The sequence below is a fragment of the Acidovorax radicis N35 genome, from assembly GCF_000204195.1.
In the GTDB taxonomy this organism is placed as follows: Bacteria; Pseudomonadota; Gammaproteobacteria; order Burkholderiales; family Burkholderiaceae_C; genus Acidovorax; species Acidovorax radicis.
In genome coordinates this window covers 47,555-74,105 of sequence record NZ_AFBG01000014.1, presented here as the reverse complement: position 1 = coordinate 74,105, position 26,551 = coordinate 47,555, and the positions used below count along the sequence as shown (strand labels likewise).

Here is a 26,551-nt window from a genome sequence, read left to right as displayed (position 1 = left end):
CCCGTCGGCGCGCCGCCAAATGCTGCGCGCTGGCAGCGGCGGTTTTCCCTTCTTTCACAGCGTTCTTCTGACAACCCCATGCAAAAGACACCCCGACGCCCCTTTCGCTCCCGCGACTGGTTTGCCGACCCCGCGCGCTCGGACATGACCGCGCTGTATCTGGAACGGTTCATGAACTACGGGCTCACGCCCGAAGAGCTGCGCTCGGGCCGGCCCATCATTGGCATCGCGCAGACGGGCAGCGACCTGTCGCCCTGCAACCGCATTCATCTGGACCTGGCGCGCCGCGTGCGCGATGGCATCCGCGATGCGGGGGGCATTCCGATGGAGTTTCCGGTCCATCCAATCTTTGAGAACTGCCGCCGCCCCACTGCGGCGCTGGACCGCAACCTGGCCTACCTGGGCCTGGTCGAGATCCTGTACGGCTACCCCATCGACGCGGTGGTGCTGACCACGGGCTGCGACAAGACCACACCGGCTGGCATCATGGCCGCGTCCACCGTGGACATCCCGGCCATCGTGCTCTCGGGCGGGCCCATGCTGGACGGTTGGCACGACGGCGAACTGGTGGGTTCGGGCACCGTGATCTGGCGCAGCCGCCGCCAGCTGGCAGCGGGCGAGATTAATGAAGAAGAGTTTCTGCAGCGCGCCTGCAGTAGCGCACCCTCGGCGGGCCACTGCAACACCATGGGCACTGCCTCGACCATGAACGCCGTGGCCGAGGCGCTGGGCCTGTCGCTGCCTGGCTGCGCCGCCATTCCGGCGCCCTACCGCGAGCGTGGCCAGATGGCCTACGAGACCGGGCGCCGCATTGTCGAGATGGCGTATGAAGACCTGCGCCCTTCGCGCATCCTGACGCGAGAGAGCTTTTTGAATGCGCTGTCGGTGGTCAGCGTGGCCGGGGGTTCCAGCAACGCGCAGGTGCACATCATGGCCATGGCGCGCCATGCGGGCGTGGTGCTGGAGGCCAAGGACTGGACCGAACATGCCTACAACCTGCCCCTGCTGCTGAACATGCAGCCCGCAGGCAAGTTCCTGGGCGAACGGTTCTTCCGCGCGGGGGGCGTACCCTCCCTGATGTGGGAGCTGCAGCAGGCGGGCCGCCTGCACAGCGATTGCGCCAGCGTGACGGGCAAGACCATCGGCGACAACCTGCAAGGCCGCGAAACGCGCGACCGCGAGGTGATACGCCCCTTCAGCGCGCCACTGATGGAGAAGGCGGGCTTCCTGGTACTCAGCGGCAACCTGTTTGACTTCGGCATCATGAAGACCTCGGTGATCTCCGAAGCGTTTCGCGCAAGCTACCTCAGCCGCCCCGGGCACGAAGGCATCTTTGAAGCCCGTGCCGTGGTGTTTGAAGGCGCTGACGACTACCACGCACGCATCAACGACCCGGCGCTGAACATCGACGAGGGCTGCATTTTGGTGATGCGCGGTGCGGGGCCCATCGGCTGGCCGGGCTCTGCGGAGGTGGTCAACATGCAGCCGCCCGACGCGCTGATCCGGCGTGGCATCAACACACTGCCCACCCTGGGCGACGGGCGCCAGTCGGGCACGGCAGACAGCCCCTCCATCCTCAACGCGTCGCCCGAAAGCGCGGTGGGCGGGGGGTTGAGCTGGCTCCTGAGCGGCGACACGATCCGCATCGACCTGAACACAGGCCGCTGCGACGCGCTGGTGGCGGCGGATGAGATCGAACGCCGCCAACGCGAGCTGCCCGCGCCGCCCGTGCCTGCCAGCCAGTCACCGTGGGAAGCGCTGTACCGCGAAAAGACAGGCCAGCTGGTCGATGGCGCCACGCTGGACTTTGCGCTGACCTTTCGGCGCATCTCCGAAAAAACCCCGCGCCACAACCACTGAAGCTGGCGACAACGCCTGCCGCACCGCACAGCACCGCACAACGTGTGCGGTCCGCGCAATGAACCTTTGAAGGATTTCAAATGAACAACATGACAACGGCCCGCGCGGCCGGTGCGGACACGCATGCCCAGGTTTTACCGGACGACGGCCTGCAAGGCACGCTGGTGGGCCGTGTGTGGACCCACGGCGCCATCCCCGGCCCGGCCGTGGTGGCGCTGCGGCCCGAAGGCGTTTTTGACCTGAGCGACAGCTACCCGACCATGAGCACGCTGCTTGACACGGAGTTGCCCGCACAGGCTGCGCACAACACGCCCGGGCGGCGCATTTGCGGTGTGGATGAACTGATCCAGAACAGCCTGCCGGGCCAACGCCAGCCCACGTTGCCCTGGCTGCTCGCCCCTTGCGACCTGCAGGTTGTCAAGGCGGCAGGCGTCACGTTTGCAGCCAGCCTGATCGAACGCGTGATCGAAGAACAAGCGCGGGGCGACGCGACCCGCGCGCAGGGGCTGCGCAGCCAGGTGATCGGGCTGATCGGCGAGAACCTGGCCGACATGCGCCCCGGATCGCCCGAGGCCATGGCCCTGAAGGCGCTGCTGCAGGAAAAAGGGCTGTGGTCCCAGTACCTGGAAGTGGGCATTGGCCCCGACGCCGAGGTGTTCACCAAGGCGCCAGTGCTGGCGTCCGTGGGCTGCGGCGATGACATCGGCATCCGCGCCGATTCGGCCTGGAACAACCCAGAGCCCGAGGTGGTGCTGGCGATCAACAGCCGGGGCGACATCGTCGGCGCCACGTTGGGCAACGACGTGAACCTGCGCGACATCGAGGGCCGCAGCGCGCTGCTGCTGGGCAAGGCCAAGGACAACAACGCATCGTGTGCGCTGGGCCCCTTCATCCGCCTGTTCGACGCTGGCTTCGGCATGGACCAGGTGCGCAACGAAACCGTGCACCTGCGGGTGGCGGGGGTGGACGGCTTTGAGCTGCGCGGCATCAACACCATGGCCAGCATCAGCCGCGACCCGACGGACCTGGTGGCGCAAACGCTGGCCGCACACCAGTACCCCGACGGGTTCATGCTGTTCCTGGGCACGCTGTTTGCGCCCATTGAAGACCGCGACCAGCCGGGCAGCGGCTTCACCCACAAGCTCGGTGATGTGGTCACCATCCATAGCGCCTGGCTGGGCGGCCTGCACAACCGCGTGACCCACAGCGAAACCGCCGCGCCCTGGCAATTTGGTTTGCGCGCCTTCATCGGCAACCTGGCGCAGCGCGGCCTGCTGCGCGCAGCGCTTTAGCCCGCACAGGCCGTCGTTGACCCGCAGCGCCGCGTGCGCCGGGCCCACAGCTCGACTCCCCTCACCAAAAATCAAATGGCCTTGCCATGACGGAGACACAACCATGCTGAACGCCTTTATCGACCGGTGCTGCCGGTGGATCAATCTGCTGATCGCCTTGGCCCTTGCGGTGATGGTGCTGCTGGTGTTTGGCAACGTGGTGCTGCGCTACGTTTTCAACTCCGGCATTTCCGTCAGCGAGGAGCTCTCGCGGTGGCTTTTTGTATGGATCACCTTCCTGGGGGCCATCGTGGCGGTCAAGGAGCACGGCCACCTGGGCACCGACATCCTGCTGACCCGGTTGCCCCCCATCGGCAAGCGCATCTGCCTGGCGGCCAGTTATGGGCTGATGCTGTTTTGCACCTGGCTGCTGTTCAGCGGCGCCCTTGCACAGGCCCGCATCAATTGGGATGTGGAGGCACCCGTCACCGGCGCATCGGTGGCCATCTTCTATGCATCCGGGGTGGTGTTTGCGGTGGCGTCGGGGCTGTTGCTGTTGATGCACCTGTGGCGCCTGTTGTCTGGCCAGGTGCCGGACGACCAGCTGGTGCAGGTCACCGAATCCGAAGAGGTGGCAGCCATCCCGCACCTGCATCTGGACCGCACCAGCGGCCCGAAGTGAATCGCCCCGGAGCAACATCCCATGACCATTTTCATCTTCCTCGGCTCCCTGCTGGCCGCCATGGCCATTGGTGTGCCCATTGCCTACGCGCTGCTGGTGTCTGGCGCAGCGCTCATGTGGCACCTGGACCTGTTTGACGCCCAGATCCTGGCGCAGAACGTCATCAACGGCGCAGACTCGTTTCCGCTGCTGGCGGTGCCGTTTTTCATGCTGGCGGGCGAGATCATGAACGTGGGCGGCCTGTCCCAGCGCATCGTGAAGCTGGCCCTGACGCTGGTGGGGCACAAGCGCGGCGGGCTGGGTTTTGTCGCCATCCTGGCGGCGTGCATGCTGGCCGCACTGTCCGGATCTGCCGTGGCTGACACTGCGGCTCTGGCCGCCCTGCTGCTGCCGATGATGGTGAAGGCAGGGCACGACAAGGCCCGTGCCGGAGGGCTGATTGCGTCGGCGGGCATCATCGCGCCCGTCATCCCGCCGTCCATCGGGTTTGTGGTGTTTGGCGTGGCCGCCAATGTGTCGATCAGCAAGCTCTTTCTGGCCGGCATCGTGCCGGGGCTGCTGATGGGCGTGGCCATCGCCATCGCGTGGTACTGGGTGTCACAGCGCGAAAACATCACCCCACCCCCCAAGGCGACTACCGCAGACAAACTGCAGGCCCTCAAGGAATCCACCTGGGCGCTGTTTCTGCCGGTCATCGTGATCGTGGGCCTGAAGATGGGCGTGTTCACTCCCACCGAGGCGGCAGCCGTGGCAGCGGTGTATGCGCTGCTCGTGGCCACGCTGGTCTACCGTGAGCTGCACTGGCGCCAGCTCACCGCCGTGTTCGTGAGCGCCGCCAAAACAACGGCCGTGATCATGTTCCTGGTGGCTGCGGCCATGGTCAGCGCCTGGCTGATCACCGTGGCCGACATCCCCCGCCAGCTCGTGGATCTGCTGCGCCCCTTCATGGACAACCCCACGCTGCTGATGATCGCCATCATGCTGCTGGTGATGGCCGTGGGCACCGCCATGGACATGACCCCCACCATCCTGATCATGGCTCCCATGCTGATGCCAGTGGTCAAAGCCGCAGGCATCGACCCGGTGTACTTCGGTGTGCTGTTCATCATGAACAACGCCATCGGCCTGATCACGCCGCCGGTCGGCACGGTGCTGAACGTGGTGGCGGGGGTGGGCAAGATGCGCATGGACGAGGTCACCCGGGGGGTGCTCCCCTTCATGGGCGCGCAGTTCGCCATGATGTTCCTGATGGTGTTGTTCCCGTCCATCGTGCTGGTGCCGATGCGGTGGTTTATTGGCTAGCACACCATTTTTAAGGCCAAATAGGCCGCTAGCGCTTATTGATAAAGCGCTAGCAGCTATCAAAAAAGGAGTCTTATGCCCTGTCGGCGCCTGACTCCCGCCTGTTTCCCATCCGTTGGCGTTTCAGCTCGCCACCGTGAACCGCTTCTGCACATGGCGGGGCGTTTCCAGTTCGTCGGCAATGGCCACGGCCAGGTCGGCCACGCTGATGCTGCCGGGCTGGTCGCCGTTCATCAGCGGTGCCTCGTCACCCAGGCGGTACTGGCCGGTGCGTTCACCGGGCTGCAGCAGGATGGGGGGCGACAGGAAGGTCCAGTCCAGCGTGTTTTCGGTACGGATCCAGTTCAGCGTTTCGCGGGCGGCCAGGGCGCCCTGCTTCCATTCGGCGGGGAACTGGGGCGTGTCCACCAATTGCAGGCCAGGCGCCACAAACAGGCTGCCGGCGCCGCCCACCATGAGGAAGCGGCGCACGCCAGCCGCCTTGGTGCCGTCGATGATGGCGCGGGTGCCCTTCAGGAATTCGTCGTGGATGTTGGGGTTCTCCCAGCCCGGGTTGTAGGCGCTCACCACGGCATCGTGGCCCGCAGCGGCCTTGGCGACCTGGGCGGCGTCTTGTGCGTCGGCCGCGACCACCGTGAGGCCTTCACGGGCGGCGAGCTTGGCGGGGCTGCGGGCCAGTACGGTCACGCGGTGGCCGCGTTGCAGCAGTTCATTCAGCACGGCAGAGCCGACAAAGCCAGAGGCGCCAATCAGGGCGATGTTCATACGGTGTCCTTGGTTTCAAAGTTGCGATGCAGTGAGAATAGGATCTTGTCAAAGCGGGCGGTAGATGGCTAAAACTGCCTTCTCTTTGAAGCTCAACTTCACAATCACGTTTTTTCACCCATGGAAGACCTCAAACGCATGGCGGTATTTGCCGCCGTGATGCAGCACGGCTCGATGAGCGGTGCAGCCCGCGCTTTGGGCATGAGCACCTCGGCCGTGAGCCAGCAGGTGCGCAAGCTCGAAAGCGACGGCGGCGTCACCCTGCTGCACCGCTCCACGCGCAAGCTGGCGCTCACCGAGGCGGGCCAGCGCTACCACGCCCGCTGTGCGGCCATGTGTGCCGCAGCCGACCAGGCACGCGCAGAACTGGCAGCGTCACGCGATGCGCCCAGCGGCGAGCTGCGCCTGTCGGCCACGGTGGGCTTTGCCCGGCACATCGCGCCGGCGCTGGGGGAGCTGCTGGCGGCCCACCCGGCGCTGCGCCTGCGGCTGCTGGTGGACGACTCCACCATCGACCTCATCAATGCGCGCATCGACCTGGCCGTGCGCTATGGACGTCTGGCCGATTCCACCTGGGCGGCGCGGCGCCTGGGTGGCATGCAGTGGTTTCTGTGCGCGTCGCCCGGCTGGGTGGCTGCCCACGGCATGCCGCAGCACCCGGACGCGCTGCTGTCGCACAGCTGGCTGGGCTTTGCGCGCGAGAACGGCGGCCTGCTGATCGATCTGCGCAGCCCCACGGGCGATCCCCGGGCCTTGCGGGTGGAGCCCCGCATTGCCAGCAACAACCAGCTTTCGATCCAGCAGATGTGCGAGGCCGGGCTGGGCCTGGCCCTGGTGGGCAGCATGGATTCGCACGATGCGCTGCAGGCCGGGCGGCTGGTGCGGCTGCTGCCCGACTGGTCGTTTGGCACGCTGGACATCTGGGCGGTGACACCCCAGCGCGATGCCCAGCCCGCCAAGGTGCGCCAGGCCATCGCGGCGCTGCACCGCTATCTGGGCCAGGTGCCTGGCGTCACGGAATGAGATGGGAGCAGCCCCGAAGCAGCTGCCTTAGGCGCTTTCTCCCGCAGCAAGACTGCATTCACTTTTTATCCATCATTTTTTTATCGTTTCAGCCCACAAATTCCATCGTTGTGCGGGCCGCGCCTGCTGCCTACAGTCGCCTCCCAGAACCTGCTTCTGAGCCTTTACCCCCCCCGACTGGAGCGCACACATGACGACCAACCCCACCACAAACTTCCCCATCGACCGCGTGCTGGCCGCCTTTGAAAAAGGCGACGTGCCCACGCTGCTGGGCAGCGTTGCCGATGACATGGATTTCCGCATCGACCACTACCGCGATGACGCAGACACCAGCTGGCAAGTCGCCCGCAACAAGGCCGACCTGCTGGCCGTGGTGCAGCGCCTGGGCACCGAGATTTTTCCGCGTGGCACAAAAATCGTGCATACCCACAGCCAGCCCCTGGGCAACGACTGGGTGATCACACAATTCCACCAGCGTTTCTTTTATGCGGTACAACAGCGCGAAGTGGAATCGCTGACCTGGATCGTGAGCCACTCCCAAAACGGCCAGCTCGACTACTTCCGCGAAACCGTCACCACCATCACCCCGACCTGACTGCCGCCTCGGCCCCTGAAACCTGCATGCTGTTTGACCTGCGCGCCCTCGGCTACTTTGTGGCGGCCTACGAAGAACGTTCCGTGACCACGGCGGCGCGCCGGTGCTTTGTGGCACAGCCGTCGATCAGCATGGCCATCAAGGGGCTGGAGGATGCGCTCGACACCGTGCTGTTCGAGCGCAGCCGCCAGGGCCTGGCGCCCACCCCCGCCGCCCACCGGCTGTATCCGCGCGCCTGCAGCCTGCTGGCGCAATCCAGCGCCATGGTGCGCGATTTTCGCGACGCGCCACGCGAAACGCTGGGCGTGTTCCTGCAGGACGATTTGATGGTGGGCCCGGCCGCGCCGCTGTTTGCGCAGATTGCCGACCTCCTGCCCAACACGCTGGTCCGGCTCACTGCCAGTGCGCAAGAGGCGCGGCTGCGCCTGGTGGCGGAGCATTGCAAGCCGCCTGGCGACACCTTCGTGTCTTTGTGGCGCGAGCCCTATGTGATGCTCTTGCCCGAACAGCATCCATTGCGTTTCAAGAAAAAATTCGGCATGGCTGACCTGCAGGGTGTGCCGCTTCTCGAGTGGCCCTACTGCCCGCTGCACCAGTCGTTCATCCGCCTGCTGGCCGAGCGCGGCATTGCCCTGGAGGTGCAGGCCAGCGCCGCGCGCGAAGAGCTTCTGCTGCACATGGTGGACAGCGGCCTGGGCGTGGCGGTGGTGCCTCAGTCCCATGCGGCGCATGCACGCCGCTCGGTCACGCGGCCGCTGGATGGGCCCCTGGCGTTCTCGCGCCACCTGGGTCTGGCGTGCGATGCATCGGATGCACCCATGCTTGCACTGCTGGGCCGCCTGGCCGACAGCTTGAAGGCATCCGCGATCCCCCAGAGCAGCGTTGCCTGAGCCCACCCTGTGCTTGCGGGAAGCGAGCGGGTTGTTGCACACGGTCCTTTCAGCTGGTCCATGCAGTAAAAAGGGGGCACCTCCATCCTGCGCAGCGCGCCACTGACCGCCATGGTTCTCGAAATCGCCCACCTCACCATTCGCCCCGGCCAGAACGCCGCCTTCGAGCAGGCCTTTACCCAGGCGCAACGGATCATTGCCTCCATGCCTGGCTATCTCTCGCACGAGCTGGGCCTCTGCCTGGAACGCCCGCAGGACTACGTGCTGCTGGTGCGCTGGGCCACGCTCGAAGACCACGAGATCGGTTTTCGCCAGTCGGCGCAATACCAGGAATGGAAAAAGCTGCTGCACCACTTCTACGACCCGTTCCCCTCGGTGGTGCACTTTGAGCCAGTGGCCCTGCCACCCGTGGCCTGAACCGCCCCCCGCGCCACCCGACCTGTGACGGCGCTGCCACGCCACGATGCTGCGGTGCACTATTCGGGTATTGCCTGAACATTTAGCCCACTGCGCATGCCGTTCTGATCCTAGAATTTGTAAACGCGCGTATCTTCTTCTTTTCTGCGCGAAGGACCCATCATGAAAGCAGTGCAGCAGGACATCGACGAGCGGACCAACCTCACCAGCACCAACAAGTTCGAGCTGCTGCTGTTTCGCCTGGGCACCGACAGTGCGCTGGGCAAGTCCGAGCTGTTTGGCATCAACGTGTTCAAGATCCGCGAGATCGTGGCCATGCCCAGCATCACGCCGATTGCAGGCACGACGCAGTACTCGCTGGGCGTGGTCAACCTGCGCGGCCAGGTGATCCCGGTGCTGGACCTGCCCGCCATCGTGGGCTGCAAGCCCCAGACTGGCCTGAACATAATGCTGGTGACCGAGTACGCGCGCACCACGCAGGCGTTTGCGGTGGAATCGGTGGAAGACATCGTGCGCCTGGACTGGAAGCAGGTGCTCTCGGCCGAAACCAGCGGCGCCGCTGGCAAGCTGGTCACCAGCATTGCCCGCCTGGACGGCAATACCGACGAATCCCGCCTGGCCCAGGTGCTGGACGTGGAAGCCATCCTGCAGATGGTGTCGCCCTCGGACGGTCATGAAGTCACCGAAGAAAAAGTCGGAGCCAAGCTGGTGCTCAAGCCGGGCACCATCATCCTGGCGGCAGACGACTCGTTTGTGGCGCGCTCGCTCATCGAGCAAGAACTCAAAGTGCTCAAGGCCCCCTATGAAATGGTGAAATCGGGCAAGGAAGCCTGGGACCGCCTCAATGCCATTGCCAAGAGCGCCGAGGCCGAAGGCAAGAGTGTGCTGGACCGTGTCGCCATGGTGCTGACCGACCTGGAAATGCCAGAGATGGACGGGTTTACCCTGACACGCAATATCAAGCAGGACTCGCGCTTTCATGGACTGCCCGTGGTCATCCACTCTTCGCTGTCGGGCTCGGCCAATGAAGACCATGTGCGCAGCGTCGGGGCCGACGGTTACGTTGCCAAGTTTGTGGCCGAAGATCTGGCAGAGACCATCCGCCGGGTGTTGCCCAAGTAAAGACCATTGAGGAAGCTCGCCTGAATTGGGTGCCGCGTCTGGCCGCGGTGAGAAATTGAATAGAAATTGGCCGCTATTGCTTTGCGCATAACAATCGATAGCTATCATTTTTGATACTTCTCACCCGTGCCTCCCGCACCAGCGGGCTGGACAATAGGCGCCGTCCTACCCTGCGCATCGGCATGCAGGTCAACCAAACCGCAGGCCCACGCGCTACATTGGGAGCGGCTTTAATGCGCAAGCCTTCGAAACTTGTAACACCCCGCCGGGGTGCTTTTCGGGGGCTTTACGAGCAGGGTGGAACGGCCACGCCTTGCCAGGGTCTGACCAGCATGACATACACACTCGCCCGCCTTATTTCTGTCGCGGTTCTGGGCGCCGCGGTAACCGGCTGCGCCACGGTGCCGGGTGACCCGTATTACGAGCCAGCGCCGTACCGGGTCTACGAGCAGCCAGGCTACATCCACAGCAACGCCCCCCCGGTGTATTCCAGCCCACAGCCGGTTTACCCCGCTTATTCCGCACCCCCTCCCGTCATTTACTACGGCGGACGCGACCGGGATGACCGCTGGGAGCGCGACCGCAACCGCGGTGACTGGAGAGAGCGGGAACGCGAACGGGAACGTGCCGAGCGCGACCGGCAGGCCCGGGAACGCGAGCGCGACCGCCGCGACCAGCAGGCCCGCGAGGCCGACCGCCGCCAGCGCGACCGTGACCAGGCCCTGCGCGATCAGGCTGAACGCGACCGCCGTGCCGCCGACGACCGCCGCAACCGCGAAGCCCAGCCCGGCCGCATGGCACCAGGCAGCTACACGCCGCACCCCCAAGACTGGCGCTCCCGCCAGCAGTCCAATAACCCCGACAAACCCTGACCAACCCTGGCAAAGGGTGAGAGGGCCGAGCCTGCTTCCACCTTTTTTAGCCCCTCTTGGCTGCAGACCATGCGCATCCCGACCCGCCATCTCGTTCCATTCCTGTGTGTGTGCGCTGCCTGGTGGGGCGCAGTGGCCCACGCACAGGTGGTGCGCTGCACAGATGCCCGCACCGGCAAGGTGACCTATACCGATGGCGCCTGCGCCGGCGGCTCTGCGGCACGCGAGGTGGAAGCGCGCAAAACACCCGAAGAAATCCAGCTGGATCGCGAGCTTGCCGCAGAGGCGCTGGAGCGCAAGCAGCAGCGGCTGCAGGCTGAGGCCACCGCCGCAGAGACCGAGGCGCGCCGTAACGCCGAGCGGGATCGGGCACGCGCCGCACAGGCCGCTGCAACCGCCCCCCAGCCCCAGGACTACGCCCGCTCCCCGGAATGTGCGCGCTCGCGCCGCAATTTCGATATGGTGGCGGCAGGCCTGTCGCGCTCGACCCATGAACAGGAACTGCGGCTGGAAGCAGCCCAGCGGCAGGTGGACCTGGACTGCCTGGGCCCCCAGGGCTATGCCGAAGTCGAAAAGGCCCGTGCCAACCAGCCGCGTGTCGTGGTGGTTCCGCCCTCCAGGCACCGCCCCCTCTACCCCGACCCGTTTCCCCAGGCAGGTACCCCGCAACCCCCGCCACGGCTCACGCAGTGTGGCGACTTTCGCTGCACCGACAACCTGGGCAACACCTATCCCCGCGCAGGCCCGGGGCGGTTTCCTGGGCCCGGCGGGGTCTGCCGCTCGAACGGCGGCCAAGCACCCTGCTGATCCAGCAGGCCACCCGCAAAGGGCCTTACCTCACAGGCCCCCTCGCAACCCCTCGGCCACGCTGGGGTAGCACAGCCGCACACCCAGCTCCTTCAAAATGCGCTGATTGTCGAGTCGGCGTGACTCGCTCATGAAGCTCAGCAGCATCAGCGACAGTTGCTCCTGGGCAGCGCTGCGCGGCACACGCGGGGGTCGCGGCAGGCCATACAGGTCGGCGGCCAGGTCAAAGTAGTCGCCCATCTTCATGTGGGTGGAATCGCTCACGTTGTAAGTACGCTGTGGCCGCCCTTTCCACAAGGCGGCCATGCAAGCCCGCGCCAGGTCATCGGCATGGATGTGGTTGGTATACACGTCGTCCTCGGGCACGAGCACCGGTGTGCCCCGGCGCAGGCGGGCCTCGGGCGTACCACCTTCGCGGTCCGGCGCGTAGATGCCCGGGATGCGCAGCACGCTGGCCCGCACACCGGCACGGCCCAGGTGGCGCACAGCGCCTTCAGCGTTCACCCGGCGCTGCGCCCGCGGAGTGCCAGGGGCTACGGCCCGGGTCTCGGGCACCAAGGCACCCTGACAGTCGCCATAGACCCCGCTGGTCGAGGCATAGACCAAGGACACCGGCAGGCTGCGTTGCCGCAGCATGCGGGTCAGCACCACTGTGCGCGGGTCCAGCCACCAGGCACTTCCTCCAGCCCCTTCGCCCGGCGGGGGGGCGAGATGCAACACCCGGGTGGCCACGCCAGACAACCGCCGCACTGTGGCGGCATCGTCCAGGTTGCCCACCAGTGGCCGAACTCCCAGCTTGCGCAGCCCCAGCACCCGGGTGGGACTGGACGTAAGTGCCAGCACCTGCAAGCGCCCGGCGCCAGGACCGGTGTTCAGGTCGCGCGCCACACGTTGACCCACATCACCGCACCCTACGATCAACAGGCGTTCGCGGCGAAAGCGCGCTGGCAAGGCGCCAAGGGGGTTTTGGTTTGAGGGCAAAATCGGTTCCGTTTGCTTAGCTTGAGACGATTCCAAGGATACCCACAACATGACCAGCGCCGAGGCTGCCCCGACTGCAGCGTTCCAGATCACCGTGCAGCCCAGCGGCCGCGCTTTCAGTGCCAATGCGGGCGAGGCCATCCTGTCCGCCGCCATCCGCAGCGGCGTGGGCCTGCCCTATGGCTGCAAGGACGGCGCCTGTGGCTCGTGCAAGTGCAAGAAGCTCAGCGGCGCCGTGCACCACGGCGAACACCAGTCCAAGGCACTGACAGCCGACGAAGAGGCCACAGGCCTGGTGCTGACCTGCTGCGCGCAGCCACTGACCGACGTGGTGCTCGAATCACGCCAGGTCACCGACGAAAGCGCCTACCCGATCAAGAAGATGCCGGTGCGCGTATCCGCGCTGGAAAAAAAATCGCACGACGTGATGCAGGTGCGCCTGCAGCTGCCCGCCGCCGACACCTTCCGCTACCACGCGGGCCAGTACATCGAATTCATCCTGCGCGACGGCGCCCGCCGCGCGTACTCGATGGCCAACGCACCCCACACACAGGCCGAGGCGCCGGGCGTGGAGCTGCACATCCGCCACATGCCAGGGGGCAAGTTCACCGACCATGTGTTTGGCGCCATGAAGGAAAAGGAAATTCTGCGGGTGGAAGGCCCCTTCGGCAGCTTTTTCCTGCGCGAGGATTCCAACAAACCCATCGTGCTGCTGGCCTCGGGCACGGGCTTTGCGCCCATCAAGGGGCTGATCGAGCACATGCAGTTCAAGGGCATCACCCGCCCCACCACGCTGTATTGGGGTGGCCGCCGCCCGGGTGATCTGTACCTGCACGACTGGGTGCTGGCCCGTGCGGCCGACATGCCCCACCTCACCTACGTGCCCGTGGTGTCCGACGCCTTGCCCGAAGACGGCTGGACAGGCCGCACCGGCTTTGTGCACCAGGCGGTGATGGACGATGTGGCCGACCTCTCGGGGCACCAGGTGTATGCCTGCGGCGCCCCCATCGTGGTCGATTCCGCGCGCGCGGCCTACAGCACGCAGCGCGGCCTGCCAGAGGAAGAGTTCTATGCGGATTCCTTCACCTCCGAGGCAGACAAGCACGGCGGTTGACCGGGGCGCGCATGCCGACCACCCCGGCTGAGCCAGCGGCCCCTCCTCCTGCCCCCTCGCCTCCCCAGGGGCTGCGATCGCGTTGGCGCAATGCACTGCGCGGCACGGGCCCCATGGCGGCCGTCGTGGGGCTGGCGGTGCTGCTGGTGCTGGGGGCCGGTGAATGGGCGACCCGCAATGAACTCGACAACCAGTGGGACAACCTGCGGCGCTCGGGGGAAGTGCAGGCCCTGGCCCTGCGCGGCGTGGCCACCCGATACAGCTATCTGCCCTTCACAGCAGCACAGCAGCCGTTGATTGCCGAGCTGCTGCACCACCCCGGCGCGCAATCACTGCGCAACGCTGCCAACGCCTACCTGCAGGCCATAAACGCCAATGCAGGCTCGGACACGCTCTACGTGATCAACACCGACGGGCTCACGGTCGCCTCCAGCAACTGGGACACGCCCACCAGTTTCGTGAACCAGAACTACGGCAACCGTCCGTATTTCCGCGATGCGCTGCAAGGGCAGCCTGGGCGGTTCTACGGCGTTGGCAAGACCACCGGCGAGCCGGGTCTTTTTGCGTCGGCACCCGTGGTGGAAAACGGCCGAGTGATCGGCGTCGTGGCCGTGAAGGTGTGGATGCAGCCCATCGTGGACACCTGGGCGCAACTGCGCGACCCGGTCTTTGTGACCGATGAGCGTGGCATCGTCTTCCTCGGCTCCGTATTCCCCTGGCTGTACAAGACCACGCGCTCACTGCCCGAGCAGGACGTGCAACAGGTGCAGTTCGACGAGCAGTATGGCGCGCGCTGGGCACCACAACCCGTGCCCTGGAAAACACTCCAGCGCGACAGCCAGCCTGGCACCGAGATTGTCGTGCCCGGCACCGGCAAGCGCTATCTGGCCTTTGAAGAGCGCCTGCCCGACCTGGGCTGGACCCTGACCCTGACGGCCGACAGCAAGGCCATTGCCCTGGCCCGGCAGCAGGCCTGGGCGCTCGCCAGTCTCGCCTCTGGCCTGCTGGTGCTGGGCGCGCTGTACTGGCAGCTGCGCGAACGGCGACTGGCCGAGAACCGCCAGGCCCGCATCGAGCTGGAACAGCGTGTGCACGAACGCACCTACGCGCTGCAGCAGGCGCAGGCGTTCAGGCAGTCGATGGAAGACTCGTTGCTGGTCGGCATGCGCGCCCGCGACCTCGAGGGCCGCATCGTCTACGTGAATGCCGCGATGTGTGACATGGTGGGCTACGCTGCCTCCGAACTCATCGGCTCCCTGCCGCCCTACCCCTACTGGCACCCCGACGACCTCGATCGCCACTGGAACGACAGCGACACTGTGCTGGCCGGCAAGGCCTCGCCCCAGGGCCGCGAGAACAGGTTGCGGCACAGAAACGGCTCCGACGTGCACACCATGTTCTACACCACACGGCTCATCGACGGCAACGGCCAGCACATTGGCTGGATGAGCTCGGTGGTGGACATCACCGCCCAAAAGCGCGCCGAAGAACAGCAGCAGCAGCGCGAGGCCCAACTGCAGCGCGTGCAGCGCGTGATCACCGTGGGCGAGATGGCGTCCACCCTGGCGCACGAGCTGAACCAGCCGCTGGCAGCCCTGGTCAACTATGCGGCCGCAGCGCGCTCGCTGGCCGCACAGGGCAAAACCGAACTGTTGCACGACAGCCTCACCGCGCTGTCCGCCCAGGCCCTGCGCGCAGCCGACATCGTCGGGCGCATCCGCCGCTGGGTGCGCCAACACCCCGAGGCCCGCGAGCCCTGCGACCTCAATGCCGCCGTGGACCAGTCGCTGGACCTGCTGCTGCGCGCCGAAGCCCGGCGGCACGGGGTGGCGGTGCGCCTGGACCTTGCCCAGGGCCCGCTGCACGTGAATGCCGACCGTGTGCTGCTCGAACAGGTGGTGCTGAACCTGGGCCTCAATGCCTTGCAGGCCATGCAGACGCACGCCACGCCCCCCACCGAGCACGAACTGCTGTTGCGCACCACGGCCGATGCAAGGTTTGCCAGCCTCGAAGTGCTGGACCGGGGCCCCGGCCTGGCGCCCGAGATCGCCGAGCGGCTGTTCGAGCCCTTCTTTACCACCCGCTCCGACGGCTTGGGGCTGGGCCTCAACATCTGCCGCTCCATTGTGGAAAGCATGGGCGGCGAATTGCGGGCCAACAACCGGGACGGTGGCGGCGCGGTGTTTGAAATCCGGTTGCCCCGCCTCTCCTCCCCGCCATGACCGACAGCCCCCTGATCCCCGCCCCCCCCAATGTTTACGTCGTGGACGATGACGAGGGCGTGCGCAACTCCCTGGCCGCCCTGTTGCTCGCTGGCGGTCATATGCCGCGCACGTTTGCCAGCGGTCCCGAGTTCCTGGCCAGCGCCGACCTGGCACACCCTGGCTGCGTGCTGCTGGACCTGCGCATGGATGGCATGAGCGGCCTGCAGGTGTTCGATGCCCTGCGCGAACGCGATGCCGTGCTCAAGACCGTGTTCCTGTCTGCCCATGGCGAGCTGGCCTCGGCCGTCGCCGCCGTCAAGCAAGGTGCGGTGGACTGGCTCGAAAAGCCCTGCGACGAACAAACCCTGCTGGCCGCCGTGCTCAAGGCTGCACGCCTGTCACAGGAAACCGCACAGCACGCCCGGCGGCGCAACACCTTGCGGGAGCGCTGGAACACGCTGAGCCCCCGCCAGCAGGAGGTGGCGCGCCTGCTGGCCACCGGCATCAGCAGCAAGGAGGTGGCCCGCGCTCTGGCCCAGCTGGACCCGGAACGCCCCATCGACCCGCGCACGGTGGACACGCACCGCTCCGCCATCTTTCTCAAGCTGGACATCCGCTCGTCGCATGAATTGGGGATGCTGGTGGAAGATTTGGGGCTGGCAGACGGCGCTTCGCGCACGACATGACCGGCCTTCCACCGGTTTTCGTAAGCAGTCTTATTATTTTTTGCACAATGGCACCATGAACCGCAGAAACCACCTCATCGCCAGTGCCGCTGTTGCAGCGGCTTTTTCATCCCCCTTCGCGGCCTCGGTCGCGCTTGCGCAGGACTCCGGCCAGCCCATCCGCCTGATCGTGCCCTATGCCCCCGGCGGGCCCATTGACGTGACCGCCCGTGCGCTGGCCGAGCGCGTGCGGGAGTCGCTGGGCACAGTGATCATCGACAACAAGGGCGGCGCAGGCGGCAACATCGGCGCCGACGCCATTGCCAAGGCCGCGCCAGACGGCCTGACCATCGGCATCGCCGCCACGGCCACCCACGCAGTGAACCCCTGGCTGTATTCCAAGATGCCTTACGACGCGGCCAAGGATTTCGCGGCCATCACGCAGATGGTGCGCGTGCCCAATGTGCTGGTCATCAACGCGGCCAAGGCCGAGCAGCTCAAGATCCACACCGTGGCCGACCTGATCGCCTACGCCAAGGCCAACCCCGCCAAGCTCAACTACGGCAGCGGCGGCAACGGCAGCGCCGGCCACCTGGCGGGCGAGATGTTCAAGCAGCGCGCAGGCATCTTTGCGCTGCACATCCCCTACCGGGGCGCCAATCCTGCGCAACTGGCCCTGCTGGCGGGCGAGGTGGACTTCAACATCGACAACCTGGCGGCCGCCGCGCCCAACATCCGGGCGGGCAAGCTCAAGGCCTTGGCGGTAACCTCGCTCGACGCCTCGGCCTCGCTGCCGGGCGTGCCACCGCTGTCTGCCACGTTCAAGGGCTTTTCCATCGACACCTGGTGGGGCCTGGTGGCGCCTGCGGCCACGCCCAAGCCCATCATCGACAAGCTGAACAAGGCATTTGTGGCAGCCCTCAATGCGCCCGAGACCAAGACCCGCTTCGGCGCCCTGCTGGCCGAGCCCGTGCCCACCACCCCCCAGCAGTTCGACAGCTTCATGGCCACCGAGCGCGCCAAGTACCAGCAGGTGGTGAAGGCCTCCGGGGCAAAGGTCGACTGACCCCCTGAGCGGCTGCGCCGCTTCCCCCAAAAGGGGGACGCACCCGCTGGACCGGCAAAGCCGGATCCACGGGTGCACTGATGGGCGCCGCGCCGGGAATGACGGGTGAGGCTGGTTTTGAATAAAAATAGCCTCCAGCGCTTATCCATCAAGCGCAAACAGCTATTAAACAGATAGCAAATCTATGCAATGCGGTGAAACTGCCGCCGGTAGGCCGAAGGTGCAATGCCCACGCTGGCCGAGAAGTGCTGCCGCAACGACACCGCCGAACCAAACCCCGCTTCGACGGCCACGGCTTCGATGGACTGGTCCCCGCCCTCCAGCAGGCGCTGCGCGAGGGCGATGCGCTGGTTCTGCAGCCACTGGCCCACGGTGGTTCCGGTGGACTGCCGAAAGCGCCGGGTGAAGGTGCGCGGGCTCATCACCGCGCGCTCGGCCAGGGCCTCCAGGGTGTGCGTCTCGTGCAGGTGCTCGCCCAGCCACTGCAGCAGCGGTGCCAGCCGGTCGCCGCGCACCGACGGCGCCACCGGCTGCTGGATGTACTGCGCCTGCCCGCCCTGCCGGTGGGGCGCGACCACCATGCGGCGCGCAGCGCGGTTGGCGGCCTCAGCCCCATGCTGCTGGCGCAGAAGGTGCAGGCAGCAGTCGATGCCCGCCGCGGTGCCGGCCGAAGTGAGCACCAGGCCGTCCTCCACGTACAGAACCTCGGGCCTGAGCTGCACCTGCGGATAGCGCCGCGCGAATTCCGCTGCCAGCGCCCAGTGCGTGGTGGCGGCCCGGCCATCCAGCAGCCCCGCGTCGGCCAGCACGAAGGCCCCCAGGCACAAGCCCACGATGCGCGCCCCGCGACGGTGCGCGGCCCGCAGCGCGGCCCGCAACGCAGGGGGCACAGGTGCCAGGTCATCGCGCCACGAGGGCACCACGATGGTCTGCGCACGCTGCAGCACCTTGAGGCCATGGCCCACATCGATGCCAAAGCCAGCGGAGGTGCGCAGCGGGCCAGGTTCCACACCACACACCACCAGCCGGTAGCGGTGCACCCCCTCTGCCGTGCGGTCCTCGCCAAAGACCAGGCAGGGCACCGAGAGGTGAAAAGGGCTGATGCCGTCAAAAGCCACCACCGCGACGGTGTCCGGGACAAGGGGAGAAACATGGTGGGTGTCAGGTTGGGCAGGGGCGGGCATGATGGCCTGATTCTATCGATGAGTGTCAATCAAGCCACTTTCGACAACTGGCCGAAGCGCGAACAATTCACCCTATCCCTTCCACACAACCCACTTTTTTCTTCATCTTCCAAGGACCGTGACCATGACCTCTTCCAACACCACCCCCCGCCGCGCCCTGATCGTCATCGACGTGCAAAACGAGTATTTCGCGGGCGGCAACCTGCCCATCGAATACCCACCCGTGGCCGAAACCCTGCCCAATATCACCCGTGCAATGGATGCCGCCCAGGCCGCGGGCGTGCCCGTGGTGGTGGTGCAGCACACCGCGCCGTCGGGTGCGCCGGTGTTCGACAAGGCCACCGAGCGCTGGCAGCTGCACCCCGAGGTGGCACGCCGCCCCGCCGACCACCATATCGAGAAAAACTTCGCGAGTGTCTTCACGAACACCGGCCTGGCCGAATGGCTGACAGAGCGCGGCATCGACACCCTGACCGTGGTGGGCTACATGACGCACAACTGCGACGCCAGCACCATCTACGAAGCCTCGCACCGGGGCCTGGGGGTGGAGTTTTTGAGCGACGCAAGCGGCGCTCTGCCCTATGCCAACGCGGCAGGTAGCGCCAGCGCCGAAGAAATCCACCGCGTCTTCAGCGTGGTGTTCCACAGCAACTTTGCCGCCGCCGCTTCGACCCGCGACTGGGTGGCGGCCGTGCAGGCCGGCCAGGCTTTGCCCAAGGACAACGTGTTTGCGTCGAACCAACGCGCTAGAAAGGGGTAACCCCCAGAAAGAGCAGCCCCCTGAGTCGCCTGCGGCGCCTCGGTGCCACCGCCGCCGCGGAGGCTGCGTCTCTTAGGGCACACCCAAGCCTGCGCAGGCAGGCTTGGGGCCGCAGCCCTCAGCCCAGAGGGAGAGAGCCTCCGGTGGCCTGGCGGAGCCGGTTCCACGGCGGCACGGGGGTGGGCTGCGCCAGTTGCCGGCGACTGCGATGAACGGGTGCAGTGGATGGGTGAGAAATGCCATTCGTCCAACGGCAGGCAACCGAAAATTCAGGTGTTTTTGGCCTCTAGCGCTTATTGAGAAAGCGCCATTAGCTCCTATTTTAGGAGCAACCTACACCGGCGTCAGGTCTGCCGCCCAGTGCGGCCCTTCCAGCACGTGGATGTCTTGCGTCGCCACGGCCTGCAGCCACGCGGCATCCACGCGCTCCGGTGCCAGGTCGGCCAGCGGGCGCAACACGAACGCGCGCTCGGCCATGCGGGGGTGGGGCACAGCGAGTTCGGGGGTGTCGATGACCTGGCCGCCGAACCACAGGATGTCCAGGTCGAGCGTGCGCGGAGCGTTGCGGTAGGGGCGCTCACGACCGGCGGCTTGTTCGATGGTTTGCAGGGCCTTCAGCAGCGCCTGGGGCGCCTGCGTGGTAGCCAGCTCGGCGACGGCGTTCAGGTAGTCCGGGCCTCCGGCATCGACCGGTGCGCTGCCGTAGAGCGGCGACACACGCAGCAACTGCGTGCCGGGCAACTGGACGATGGCAGCCAGGGCGGCGCGCAGGGCGGCCTTGCGGTCACCCAGGTTGGCGCCCAGGCCGATGAATACGGATACTGCGGGGCGGTCCCCCTCGGTGCGGTCATTGACGCGATCCACCCCGGAGTTGGGCCACTCAGCCACGGACACTGCCAAGGCTTGCTGCGTCACTCGCCCGCAGCGGCGGGTGCGGCGCCTTCGCCACCACCGGCCCCGCCCGGCTTGCGACGGCGGCGGCGGCGCTTCTTGGGGGCGCTGCCTTCGTATGGAAACGCGGCGTCGCCGTCGGCTGGTCCGGCATCTGGCGCAGCACCTTCGGCACTTGGCAGACCGCGCGGGTCGGCGGCAGGCGCGGCGCGGGGCACGCGCTTGACCACGGGTTGCGCCTTCTGGCGAGCCTTCTGCTCTTCGCGGGCCTGGTCCATCAGGTCTTCGCGGCGCTCGTCGTCGGCCGCCTGGAAGTCCTGCCACCATTCGGCCAGCGCCTCTTCGACCTCGCCCACATCGGCGCGCAAGCGCATGAAGTCGAACCCGGCACGAAAGCGCGGCTGCATGACCATGCCAAACGGCGTACTGCCCACGCGCTTTTCAAAGCGGGGCTGCATGACCCAGATCTCGCGCATGTCGGCCGCCAGCTTGCCCCGGCCGGACACGTCACCAATCCGCTTGTCGAACACCTCGTCGATGGCCTCCTGCAGCGCAGGCAGCGGGTGTTGGCGCTGGTTCAGGCGCTCCGTCCAGCCATTGCGCACGTCTTCCCACAACACGCAGGCCAGCAAGAAGCTCGGGGCTACAGGCTTGCCCTCGTTCACGCGGCGGTCGGTATCCACCAGAGCGGCTTTGACAAAGGCGCTGTCGGCGCGCTCCACGGCCACGTCCAGCAGCGGGTAGATGCCCTTGGCCATGCCCAGCTTGCGCAGCTGCTCGACGGTGGCAATCGCGTGGCCCGTCTGCAGCAGCTTGAGCATTTCGTCGAACATGCGGCTTTGGGGCACCTCGGCCAGCAGCGTCTGCGATTGCACCAGCGGGGCAGCGGTCTTGGCTTCGATGCTGAAGCCCAGGGCACTGAGCTTGGCCGCAAACCGCACGGCGCGGATGATGCGCACCGGGTCTTCGCGGTAGCGTGTGGCGGGGTCGCCAATCATGCGCAACGTCTTTTTCTTCGCGTCCTGCAAGCCCTTGTGGTAATCCACCACGATCTGGCTCACCGGGTCGTAGTACATGGCGTTCACGGTGAAATCGCGGCGCGTGGCGTCTTCGTCCTGCGGGCCCCAGACGTTGTCGCGCAGCACGCGGCCACTGGCGTCCACGGCATGCTGCATGCCCGACAGCTGCGCCTTGCTGGTCTTTTCGTTGCCTGCCACCTGGCCGGCGGCGGCGTTGTCGAGGTAGGCACGGAAGGTGGAGACCTCGATCACCTCGTGTTCGCGCCCCCGGCCATGCACGACGTGCACGATGCGAAAACGCTTGCCGATGATGAAGGCGCGGCGGAACAGGCCCTTGACCTGCTCGGGCGTGGCGTTGGTGGCCACGTCAAAGTCCTTGGGGCGCAGGCCCAGCAGCAGGTCTCGCACGGCACCGCCCACGATGTAGGCCTCAAAACCTGCCTGCTTGAGCGTGGCCACCACCTCGGCGGCGCGGCGGTCCACCAGCTCGGGGTTGATGCCGTGGACCGAGGCAGGCACCTCTTCGCGCTTGCCGAAATGGGGCTTTCCGCCCGAGGTGCCGGGCGTCGATTTGCCCATCAGTTTGTCTAAGAACTTCTTGATCATGGAGTGAGAGTATTCAGGAGATCTGGCACGAAACGGCGGCTGGAGGGGGCTGAAAAGCGCTCAGAGGCTGAGAGTTTTTGAGCCGAGCCCGAAAGGCGCACGAAACCGCCTCGGATCTAGGCGCAAAGCACAGCCATAGCTCGGGCTATGGCGAGCATTTGCAACGACGAGCCGGGGCGTTTTGGCGTGCAAGGCGGGCATGGATAAAAGACTCTCAGCCTCTCAGGCAGCAGGTGGTGCAGGCGTTTCGGCATCGGCCGCAAACAGGTCCAGTATGCGCCAGCCGCGCTCCTGGGCCAGCGCGCGCAGGCGGGGGTCGGGGTTGGTGGCGACCGGGTGGTTCACCTTCTCCAGCAGGGGCACGTCGTTCATGGAATCACTGTAGAACGTGCTTTCGACATCGCCCCAGCCCAGTTGCCGCTCGGCCAGCCATTGTTCCATGCGCCGCACCTTGCCTTCGCGCATGGTGGGGATGCCATCGATTTCGCCGGTGTACCAGCCACTGGCGTCGCGCGCCAGCTGTACGGCCAGCAGTTGTTCCACGCCCAGCGCCCGGGCGATGGGCGTGGTCACAAACTCATTGGTGGCGGTGACGATCAGCACTTCGTCGCCAGCGTCCTGATGCTGGCGAACGAGGTTGAGCGCCTGGGGCTGGATGGCCGGGCCGATCACATCCCGCATGAATTGCAGGTGCGCCGCAGCCGCCGCCTCGGGGCCGCGCAGGCGCACGGCCTCGGTGGCAAAACGCACATAGTCATGCACGTTGAGTGTGCCCGCTTGGTAGTGGGCATAGAACTCGTCGTTGCGGCGCGCGAACTCCACAGGGTCATTCCAGCCGATGCGGATGGTGAACTCGCCCCACTCATAGTCGGAGTCAAGCGGGAGCAGCGTGTGGTCGAGATCGAACAGCGCAAGCCGCAGGCGGGGTTCAGAAGTCATTCGGGTTCACAAATAAAAGGAATGCAGGGACCGGCATCATTCCGATTCCAGCATCGTCTTGAGCAAGGGAATCGTGATGGCTCGCTGGGTGCGCAGCGCAAAAGCGTCGAGCTGGTCGAGCAATTGCATGAGGCTGCCCAGATCGCGCGAGAAGCGGTTGAGCATGTAGTCCATGACCTCATCGCCCAGGAACACGCCGCGGGCGTCGGCCTCCTGGCGCAGCACGGCGCGGCGCTCGGCCTCGCCCAGCAGCTGCAGCTGGAACACATGGCCCCAGCCCAGGCGGCTGCGCAGGTCGTCGCGCAGAGGCAGATCGGCAGGAGGCAGGTTGCCAGCAGCCAGCACCCAGCGCTGGCTGCCGCTGGCGGGGCTGATGGCGTTCACAAACCAGTTGAAGGCCGTGGCCTGCTGGGCGGTGCTGTACAGGTGCACGTCGTCCATGACCACGGCAGCCCAGTTCTCGTCGAAATCCGGGGGCTCGGCCACCGAAGGGTCCAGCCAGCCCACGCTGGAGCCCTGCTCGCGCACGGCCTGGCGCACGGCCTGAAGCAGATGGGTCTTGCCACTGCCCGGCTCTCCCCACAGGTAGGTGGGCACTGGCGACCGGGTGGCCTCGCTGCTGCCCGCACCCGCTGCCAGGCGCAGGTGTTGTAGGGCCGCCTCATTGGGGCCCGCATGAAACCGGGCCAGCGTAGGCCCTGTGGCCAGGCCAATGTCCAGCGCCAGCTGCTTCATCATGCGCGGCGCCCTGGCAGCAAGGGCAGGCCCGAGGCAGCAGGAGCAGGAACGGTGGACAACAAGGGGATCGGCAGCTGCATCACAGGTGAATTGGAAGGCGCCTGGCCGTATGTGACTGCGGCGGGGCGCCGCAAAAAAAGTGCTTCGGACGCGTTGTCGCAACGCATCCTCTTCTTGCAAAGAGGTTTGGCGACAATGGGCGCGATTTTAGTCTGTGGCAAATGCCCTGCGCCAACCGTCCGGCCCCGCCTTGGGAATCCACCCTCCCATGCCCCTGCCCCGCCACAGGAGTCCCTGAGGTGGGTCAGCCTGCCGATGGAGCTTTCACCGCATTTTTCCCGGCCATTGCAAGGCCCGCAGCGAGCCCAGCGATGTTCCGCTTCAAGCGATCGCCTCCCAGCGACCTGTGCGCTCGGACAGCCAAAGGGCATCGATCACCCGCGCCTGGGCGACCGCATCCTCCAGTCCTCCGGCCTGCGGGCTTGCACCATCGCGGACGCGGCGGCAGAAGGCCTCGACCTGCAGCCGGTACTGGTCGGCCGCTGGCAGGGTTTCGACAGTGACACTGCTGCCATCCAGAAGGCCTCCCTCGTCCAGCGCCAAGTGCATCTGCTCGCCCCGGGCTGCATTGAATGGAATGAACAGCTCGATGCGGCCAAGGGTACCCACCACCTGCACCCTTTGAAACCGGACGCTTTGCGTCGATACCGTGAAATTGAGCTGCCGTCCGGCGCCAAAATCCAGCAACGCGCTGGTGAGCCGGTCGGTCCCCAGCTGCGGGTCGCGGTCGACCAGCGAGACCGCCCGCCGAGGCTCGCTTTCAAACAGATAGCGCCCGGCCAACACCGCATAGCAGCCGATGTCGTAGAGCGCCCCGCCCCCAATACCAGGCTGGTTGCGGATGTTGTCTGGATCGTCATTGAAGTACGAGAAAAACACCTGCACCGCCCGCAATTCGCCGATGCGCCCGGCACGCACAAGCTCCCGGGCTCGCCGCCACTGGGGATGGTGGCGCACCATGAAAGCCTCTTCAATGTGCACCCGGGCCGATGCGGTTCGCAGTGTCTCGGCCTCGGCGGCGGAGAGCGCCACCGGTTTCTCGCACAGCACGTGCTTGCCCGCAGCCGCCGCCTGCAGGGTGAGCGGCACATGCAGGTGGTTGGGCAGCGGGTTGTAGACGGCCTCGATGGCCGGGTCGGCCAGCAGCTCTTCGTAGCTGCCGTAGGCCTGGGCAATGCCCAGGGACCGCGCAGCCTCCTGCGCGGGAGGCAGGGTACGCGAGGCGATCGCGCGCAGTTCGACCAGCGGGCTGGACAACATCGCAGGGATCACATGCTGGACACCGATCTTGGCCGTGCTCAGCACGCCCCACACCACAGGTTTCATGGGTACCCCCGGTCCTGGTGATCCATCAGAGATAGCTGTTGAGCAGGTTCTCGAGCAACTCCTGCCGCCCGGAAACTGGCCGTGTGTCCTGGTTGCGCTCCAGGGCGCGCGCCGCCACCTGGTCCAGCCCGAGCCGTCCGCCCAGCAGATCCTGGCCAAACGCCTCGCCCCAACCCGCGTAGCGGACATCGACATGGCGGGCCAGGCGCCCGTCCGTGATCATTTTCTCGGCAATCAGCAACGCCCGGGCTGAAACGTCCATACCGCCGATGTGGCCGTGGAACATGTCCTCGGCATCCAGCGACTGGCGCCGCACCTTGGCGTCGAAGTTGAGGCCCCCGGTGGTAAAGCCGCCGGCCTGCAGGATCAGGTACAGGGCCAGCGCGGTCTCGGGGATGTTGTTGGGGAACTGGTCCGTGTCCCAGCCGCACTGCATGTCGCCGCGGTTCATGTCGATGGAGCCGAAGATGCCCAGGTCGATGGCCGTGGCGATCTCGTGCTCGAAGCTGTGCCCCGACAGAGTGGCGTGGTTGGCCTCGATGTTGACCTTGATCTCCTTGTCCAGGCCATAGCGGGCCAGAAACCCGTAGACCGTGGCGGTGTCGAAGTCGTACTGGTGCTTGGAGGGCTCGCGCGGCTTGGGCTCGATCAGGATGGTGCCGGTGAAGCCGATCTTGTGCTTGTACTCCACCACCATGTTCAAGAAGCGCCCCATCTGGTCCAGCTCGTGGCCCACGCGGGTGTTGAGCAGGGTTTCGTACCCCTCGCGGCCGCCCCACAGCACGTAGTTCTCTCCGCCGAGCTTGAGCGTCGCGTCCATCGCCTCCTTCACCTGCAACGCGGCCAGCGCAAAGATTTCGGGGTCCGGGTTGGTCGATGCGCCCGACATGAAGCGCCGGTGGCTGAACAGGTTGGCCGTGCCCCACAGCAGCTTCACGCCCGTCTGGGCCTGCTTGGCCTGCAGCACGTCGACCATCTCGTGCAGGTACTTCACGCTCTCGCGGGGCGTGCTGCCCTCGGGCACCACGTCGCGGTCGTGAAAGCAGTAGTACGGCGCGCCCAGCCGGGCGAAGAAGTCGAACGCCGCGTCGGCTTTCAGGCGCGCGGCGGCCATGGGGTCGGCCACCTGCTGCCACGGGCGCTCGAAGGTGCCGTCGTAGCCAAAGGGGTCGAACCCGTTCCAGCAGAAGCTGTGCCAGTAGCACACGGCAAAGCGCAGGTGGTCTTCCATGCGCTTGCCCAGCACCAGGCGGTCTTTGTCGTACCACTTGAAGGCCAGCGGGTTGGTGGAATCGGGGCCTTCGTAGGCGATGGGGGAAATGTCGGAGAAGTAGGTGCTCATGGTTTTCTCGGCTAAGGACGGAACATGGCTCAGGACAGAGCTCGGGAAAG

At 66.2% G+C, this 26,551-nt stretch carries 25 protein-coding genes; 16 read left to right on the top strand and 9 right to left on the bottom strand.

The window, feature by feature from the left end; translation table 11 throughout:
- The first annotated feature begins 78 nt into the window (after positions 1-78).
- The 4 genes from ARADN35_RS0104055 (at position 79) to ARADN35_RS0104040 (ending at position 5,115) form a co-directional block, all read left to right on the top strand.
- The gene (locus ARADN35_RS0104055; protein WP_010459286.1) at positions 79-1,860 is read left to right on the top strand and encodes an IlvD/Edd family dehydratase; all 1,782 of its coding nucleotides are present in this window, start codon (positions 79-81) and stop codon (positions 1,858-1,860) included.
- Positions 1,861-1,940: 80 nt separating this feature from the next.
- Positions 1,941-3,152 carry a fumarylacetoacetate hydrolase family protein gene (locus tag ARADN35_RS0104050; protein ID WP_010459285.1) on the top strand — a complete coding sequence of 404 codons (1,212 nt, stop codon included), beginning with the start codon at positions 1,941-1,943 and terminating at the stop codon, positions 3,150-3,152.
- A gap of 103 nt (positions 3,153-3,255) precedes the next feature.
- Positions 3,256-3,813 carry a TRAP transporter small permease gene (locus ARADN35_RS0104045; RefSeq protein WP_010459282.1) on the top strand — a complete coding sequence of 186 codons (558 nt, stop codon included), beginning with the start codon at positions 3,256-3,258 and terminating at the stop codon, positions 3,811-3,813.
- 21 nt (positions 3,814-3,834) lie between these two features.
- Positions 3,835-5,115: a TRAP transporter large permease subunit gene (locus ARADN35_RS0104040; protein WP_010459281.1), complete on the top strand. Its 1,281-nt coding sequence runs from the start codon at positions 3,835-3,837 to the stop codon at positions 5,113-5,115.
- 123 nt (positions 5,116-5,238) lie between these two features.
- Here ARADN35_RS0104040 and ARADN35_RS0104035 read toward each other — a convergent pair whose 3' ends face one another.
- A complete protein-coding gene (locus ARADN35_RS0104035) occupies positions 5,239-5,880 on the bottom strand; it encodes an NAD(P)-dependent oxidoreductase (RefSeq protein ID WP_010459279.1) in 642 nt (213 codons plus the stop codon).
- A gap of 120 nt (positions 5,881-6,000) precedes the next feature.
- Between ARADN35_RS0104035 and ARADN35_RS0104030 the strand changes: the two genes are divergently transcribed.
- From ARADN35_RS0104030 to ARADN35_RS0104000, 7 genes are all read left to right on the top strand, one after another.
- Positions 6,001-6,903, top strand: coding sequence for a LysR family transcriptional regulator (locus ARADN35_RS0104030; protein WP_010459277.1), 903 nt, complete (start codon positions 6,001-6,003; stop codon positions 6,901-6,903).
- A gap of 190 nt (positions 6,904-7,093) precedes the next feature.
- Entirely contained in the window at positions 7,094-7,498 is a 405-nt protein-coding gene (locus tag ARADN35_RS0104025; protein ID WP_010459275.1) for a nuclear transport factor 2-like protein, read from the top strand.
- Between the two features lie 26 nt (positions 7,499-7,524).
- A complete protein-coding gene (locus ARADN35_RS25850) occupies positions 7,525-8,388 on the top strand; it encodes a LysR family transcriptional regulator (protein ID WP_010459273.1) in 864 nt (287 codons plus the stop codon).
- A gap of 111 nt (positions 8,389-8,499) precedes the next feature.
- A complete protein-coding gene (locus ARADN35_RS0104015; RefSeq protein ID WP_010459271.1) occupies positions 8,500-8,805 on the top strand; it encodes an antibiotic biosynthesis monooxygenase family protein in 306 nt (101 codons plus the stop codon).
- 162 nt (positions 8,806-8,967) lie between these two features.
- Positions 8,968-9,927, top strand: a complete 960-nt coding sequence (locus ARADN35_RS0104010; protein ID WP_010459269.1) for a chemotaxis protein — start codon at positions 8,968-8,970, stop codon at positions 9,925-9,927.
- Between the two features lie 332 nt (positions 9,928-10,259).
- Positions 10,260-10,799, top strand: a complete 540-nt coding sequence (locus ARADN35_RS25845) for a hypothetical protein (RefSeq protein ID WP_029413205.1) — start codon at positions 10,260-10,262, stop codon at positions 10,797-10,799.
- 69 nt (positions 10,800-10,868) lie between these two features.
- Positions 10,869-11,606 carry a DUF4124 domain-containing protein gene (locus tag ARADN35_RS0104000; RefSeq protein WP_010459266.1) on the top strand — a complete coding sequence of 246 codons (738 nt, stop codon included), beginning with the start codon at positions 10,869-10,871 and terminating at the stop codon, positions 11,604-11,606.
- Positions 11,607-11,636: 30 nt separating this feature from the next.
- On the opposite strand, the gene ARADN35_RS0103995 is transcribed toward ARADN35_RS0104000, so the two are convergent.
- Entirely contained in the window at positions 11,637-12,587 is a 951-nt protein-coding gene (locus tag ARADN35_RS0103995) for an SDR family oxidoreductase (RefSeq protein ID WP_010459265.1), read from the bottom strand.
- Between the two features lie 49 nt (positions 12,588-12,636).
- On the opposite strand from ARADN35_RS0103995, the gene ARADN35_RS0103990 reads away from it, so the two are divergent.
- The 4 genes from ARADN35_RS0103990 to ARADN35_RS0103975 are packed head-to-tail and all read left to right on the top strand — an operon-like array spanning position 12,637 to position 17,636.
- Complete coding sequence (locus ARADN35_RS0103990; RefSeq protein WP_010459263.1) at positions 12,637-13,701, top strand: CDP-6-deoxy-delta-3,4-glucoseen reductase; 1,065 nt, start codon at positions 12,637-12,639, stop codon at positions 13,699-13,701.
- A gap of 11 nt (positions 13,702-13,712) precedes the next feature.
- Positions 13,713-15,923 carry a sensor histidine kinase gene (locus ARADN35_RS0103985; RefSeq protein WP_029413202.1) on the top strand — a complete coding sequence of 737 codons (2,211 nt, stop codon included), beginning with the start codon at positions 13,713-13,715 and terminating at the stop codon, positions 15,921-15,923.
- The gene (locus ARADN35_RS0103980; RefSeq protein WP_010459259.1) at positions 15,920-16,591 is read left to right on the top strand and encodes a response regulator transcription factor; all 672 of its coding nucleotides are present in this window, start codon (positions 15,920-15,922) and stop codon (positions 16,589-16,591) included. The genes ARADN35_RS0103985 and ARADN35_RS0103980 overlap by 4 nt, the downstream gene beginning before the upstream one ends.
- 55 nt (positions 16,592-16,646) lie before the next feature.
- Positions 16,647-17,636, top strand: a complete 990-nt coding sequence (locus ARADN35_RS0103975; RefSeq protein ID WP_029413200.1) for a tripartite tricarboxylate transporter substrate binding protein — start codon at positions 16,647-16,649, stop codon at positions 17,634-17,636.
- A 182-nt stretch (positions 17,637-17,818) separates the two neighbouring features.
- Here ARADN35_RS0103975 and ARADN35_RS0103970 read toward each other — a convergent pair whose 3' ends face one another.
- Positions 17,819-18,820, bottom strand: a complete 1,002-nt coding sequence (locus ARADN35_RS0103970; protein ID WP_050812443.1) for a GlxA family transcriptional regulator — start codon at positions 18,818-18,820, stop codon at positions 17,819-17,821.
- A gap of 124 nt (positions 18,821-18,944) precedes the next feature.
- Between ARADN35_RS0103970 and ARADN35_RS0103965 the strand changes: the two genes are divergently transcribed.
- Positions 18,945-19,580, top strand: coding sequence for a cysteine hydrolase family protein (locus tag ARADN35_RS0103965; RefSeq protein ID WP_010459254.1), 636 nt, complete (start codon positions 18,945-18,947; stop codon positions 19,578-19,580).
- A gap of 333 nt (positions 19,581-19,913) precedes the next feature.
- Here the strand turns inward: ARADN35_RS0103965 and folK are convergent, their stop codons facing one another.
- The 6 genes from folK to xylA form a co-directional block, all read right to left on the bottom strand.
- Entirely contained in the window at positions 19,914-20,468 is a 555-nt protein-coding gene (folK, locus tag ARADN35_RS0103960; protein WP_373404726.1) for a 2-amino-4-hydroxy-6-hydroxymethyldihydropteridine diphosphokinase, read from the bottom strand.
- Positions 20,469-20,491: 23 nt separating this feature from the next.
- Entirely contained in the window at positions 20,492-22,096 is a 1,605-nt protein-coding gene (gene pcnB, locus ARADN35_RS0103955) for a polynucleotide adenylyltransferase PcnB (RefSeq protein ID WP_010459249.1), read from the bottom strand.
- 222 nt (positions 22,097-22,318) lie between these two features.
- Positions 22,319-23,035, bottom strand: coding sequence for a histidinol-phosphatase (locus ARADN35_RS0103950; RefSeq protein ID WP_010459247.1), 717 nt, complete (start codon positions 23,033-23,035; stop codon positions 22,319-22,321).
- A 36-nt stretch (positions 23,036-23,071) separates the two neighbouring features.
- A complete protein-coding gene (gene hda / locus ARADN35_RS0103945; RefSeq protein ID WP_010459245.1) occupies positions 23,072-23,770 on the bottom strand; it encodes a DnaA regulatory inactivator Hda in 699 nt (232 codons plus the stop codon).
- A 384-nt stretch (positions 23,771-24,154) separates the two neighbouring features.
- Positions 24,155-25,159 carry a Gfo/Idh/MocA family protein gene (locus tag ARADN35_RS0103940; protein WP_010459243.1) on the bottom strand — a complete coding sequence of 335 codons (1,005 nt, stop codon included), beginning with the start codon at positions 25,157-25,159 and terminating at the stop codon, positions 24,155-24,157.
- Between the two features lie 25 nt (positions 25,160-25,184).
- The gene (gene xylA, locus ARADN35_RS0103935) at positions 25,185-26,501 is read right to left on the bottom strand and encodes a xylose isomerase (protein ID WP_010459241.1); all 1,317 of its coding nucleotides are present in this window, start codon (positions 26,499-26,501) and stop codon (positions 25,185-25,187) included.
- Positions 26,502-26,551: the final 50 nt, after the last annotated feature.

Excerpts from the sequence above, each read along its gene's own strand:
- ARADN35_RS0104055 (WP_010459286.1), top strand. The coding sequence starts at position 79 with ATGCAAAAGACACCCCGACGCCCCTTTCGCTCCCGCGACTGGTTTGCC.
- ARADN35_RS0104050 (WP_010459285.1), top strand. The coding sequence starts at position 1,941 with ATGAACAACATGACAACGGCCCGCGCGGCCGGTGCGGACACGCATGCC.
- ARADN35_RS0104045 (WP_010459282.1), top strand. The coding sequence starts at position 3,256 with ATGCTGAACGCCTTTATCGACCGGTGCTGCCGGTGGATCAATCTGCTG.
- ARADN35_RS0104040 (WP_010459281.1), top strand. The coding sequence starts at position 3,835 with ATGACCATTTTCATCTTCCTCGGCTCCCTGCTGGCCGCCATGGCCATT.
- ARADN35_RS0104035 (WP_010459279.1), bottom strand. The coding sequence starts at position 5,880 with ATGAACATCGCCCTGATTGGCGCCTCTGGCTTTGTCGGCTCTGCCGTG.
- ARADN35_RS0104030 (WP_010459277.1), top strand. The coding sequence starts at position 6,001 with ATGGAAGACCTCAAACGCATGGCGGTATTTGCCGCCGTGATGCAGCAC.
- ARADN35_RS0104025 (WP_010459275.1), top strand. The coding sequence starts at position 7,094 with ATGACGACCAACCCCACCACAAACTTCCCCATCGACCGCGTGCTGGCC.
- ARADN35_RS25850 (WP_010459273.1), top strand. The coding sequence starts at position 7,525 with ATGCTGTTTGACCTGCGCGCCCTCGGCTACTTTGTGGCGGCCTACGAA.
- ARADN35_RS0104015 (WP_010459271.1), top strand. The coding sequence starts at position 8,500 with ATGGTTCTCGAAATCGCCCACCTCACCATTCGCCCCGGCCAGAACGCC.
- ARADN35_RS0104010 (WP_010459269.1), top strand. The coding sequence starts at position 8,968 with ATGAAAGCAGTGCAGCAGGACATCGACGAGCGGACCAACCTCACCAGC.
- ARADN35_RS25845 (WP_029413205.1), top strand. The coding sequence starts at position 10,260 with ATGACATACACACTCGCCCGCCTTATTTCTGTCGCGGTTCTGGGCGCC.
- ARADN35_RS0104000 (WP_010459266.1), top strand. The coding sequence starts at position 10,869 with ATGCGCATCCCGACCCGCCATCTCGTTCCATTCCTGTGTGTGTGCGCT.
- ARADN35_RS0103990 (WP_010459263.1), top strand. The coding sequence starts at position 12,637 with ATGACCAGCGCCGAGGCTGCCCCGACTGCAGCGTTCCAGATCACCGTG.
- ARADN35_RS0103985 (WP_029413202.1), top strand. The coding sequence starts at position 13,713 with ATGCCGACCACCCCGGCTGAGCCAGCGGCCCCTCCTCCTGCCCCCTCG.
- ARADN35_RS0103980 (WP_010459259.1), top strand. The coding sequence starts at position 15,920 with ATGACCGACAGCCCCCTGATCCCCGCCCCCCCCAATGTTTACGTCGTG.
- ARADN35_RS0103975 (WP_029413200.1), top strand. The coding sequence starts at position 16,647 with ATGAACCGCAGAAACCACCTCATCGCCAGTGCCGCTGTTGCAGCGGCT.
- ARADN35_RS0103970 (WP_050812443.1), bottom strand. The coding sequence starts at position 18,820 with ATGCCCGCCCCTGCCCAACCTGACACCCACCATGTTTCTCCCCTTGTC.
- ARADN35_RS0103965 (WP_010459254.1), top strand. The coding sequence starts at position 18,945 with ATGACCTCTTCCAACACCACCCCCCGCCGCGCCCTGATCGTCATCGAC.
- pcnB (WP_010459249.1), bottom strand. The coding sequence starts at position 22,096 with ATGATCAAGAAGTTCTTAGACAAACTGATGGGCAAATCGACGCCCGGC.
- ARADN35_RS0103950 (WP_010459247.1), bottom strand. The coding sequence starts at position 23,035 with ATGACTTCTGAACCCCGCCTGCGGCTTGCGCTGTTCGATCTCGACCAC.
- hda (WP_010459245.1), bottom strand. The coding sequence starts at position 23,770 with ATGAAGCAGCTGGCGCTGGACATTGGCCTGGCCACAGGGCCTACGCTG.
- ARADN35_RS0103940 (WP_010459243.1), bottom strand. The coding sequence starts at position 25,159 with ATGAAACCTGTGGTGTGGGGCGTGCTGAGCACGGCCAAGATCGGTGTC.
- xylA (WP_010459241.1), bottom strand. The coding sequence starts at position 26,501 with ATGAGCACCTACTTCTCCGACATTTCCCCCATCGCCTACGAAGGCCCC.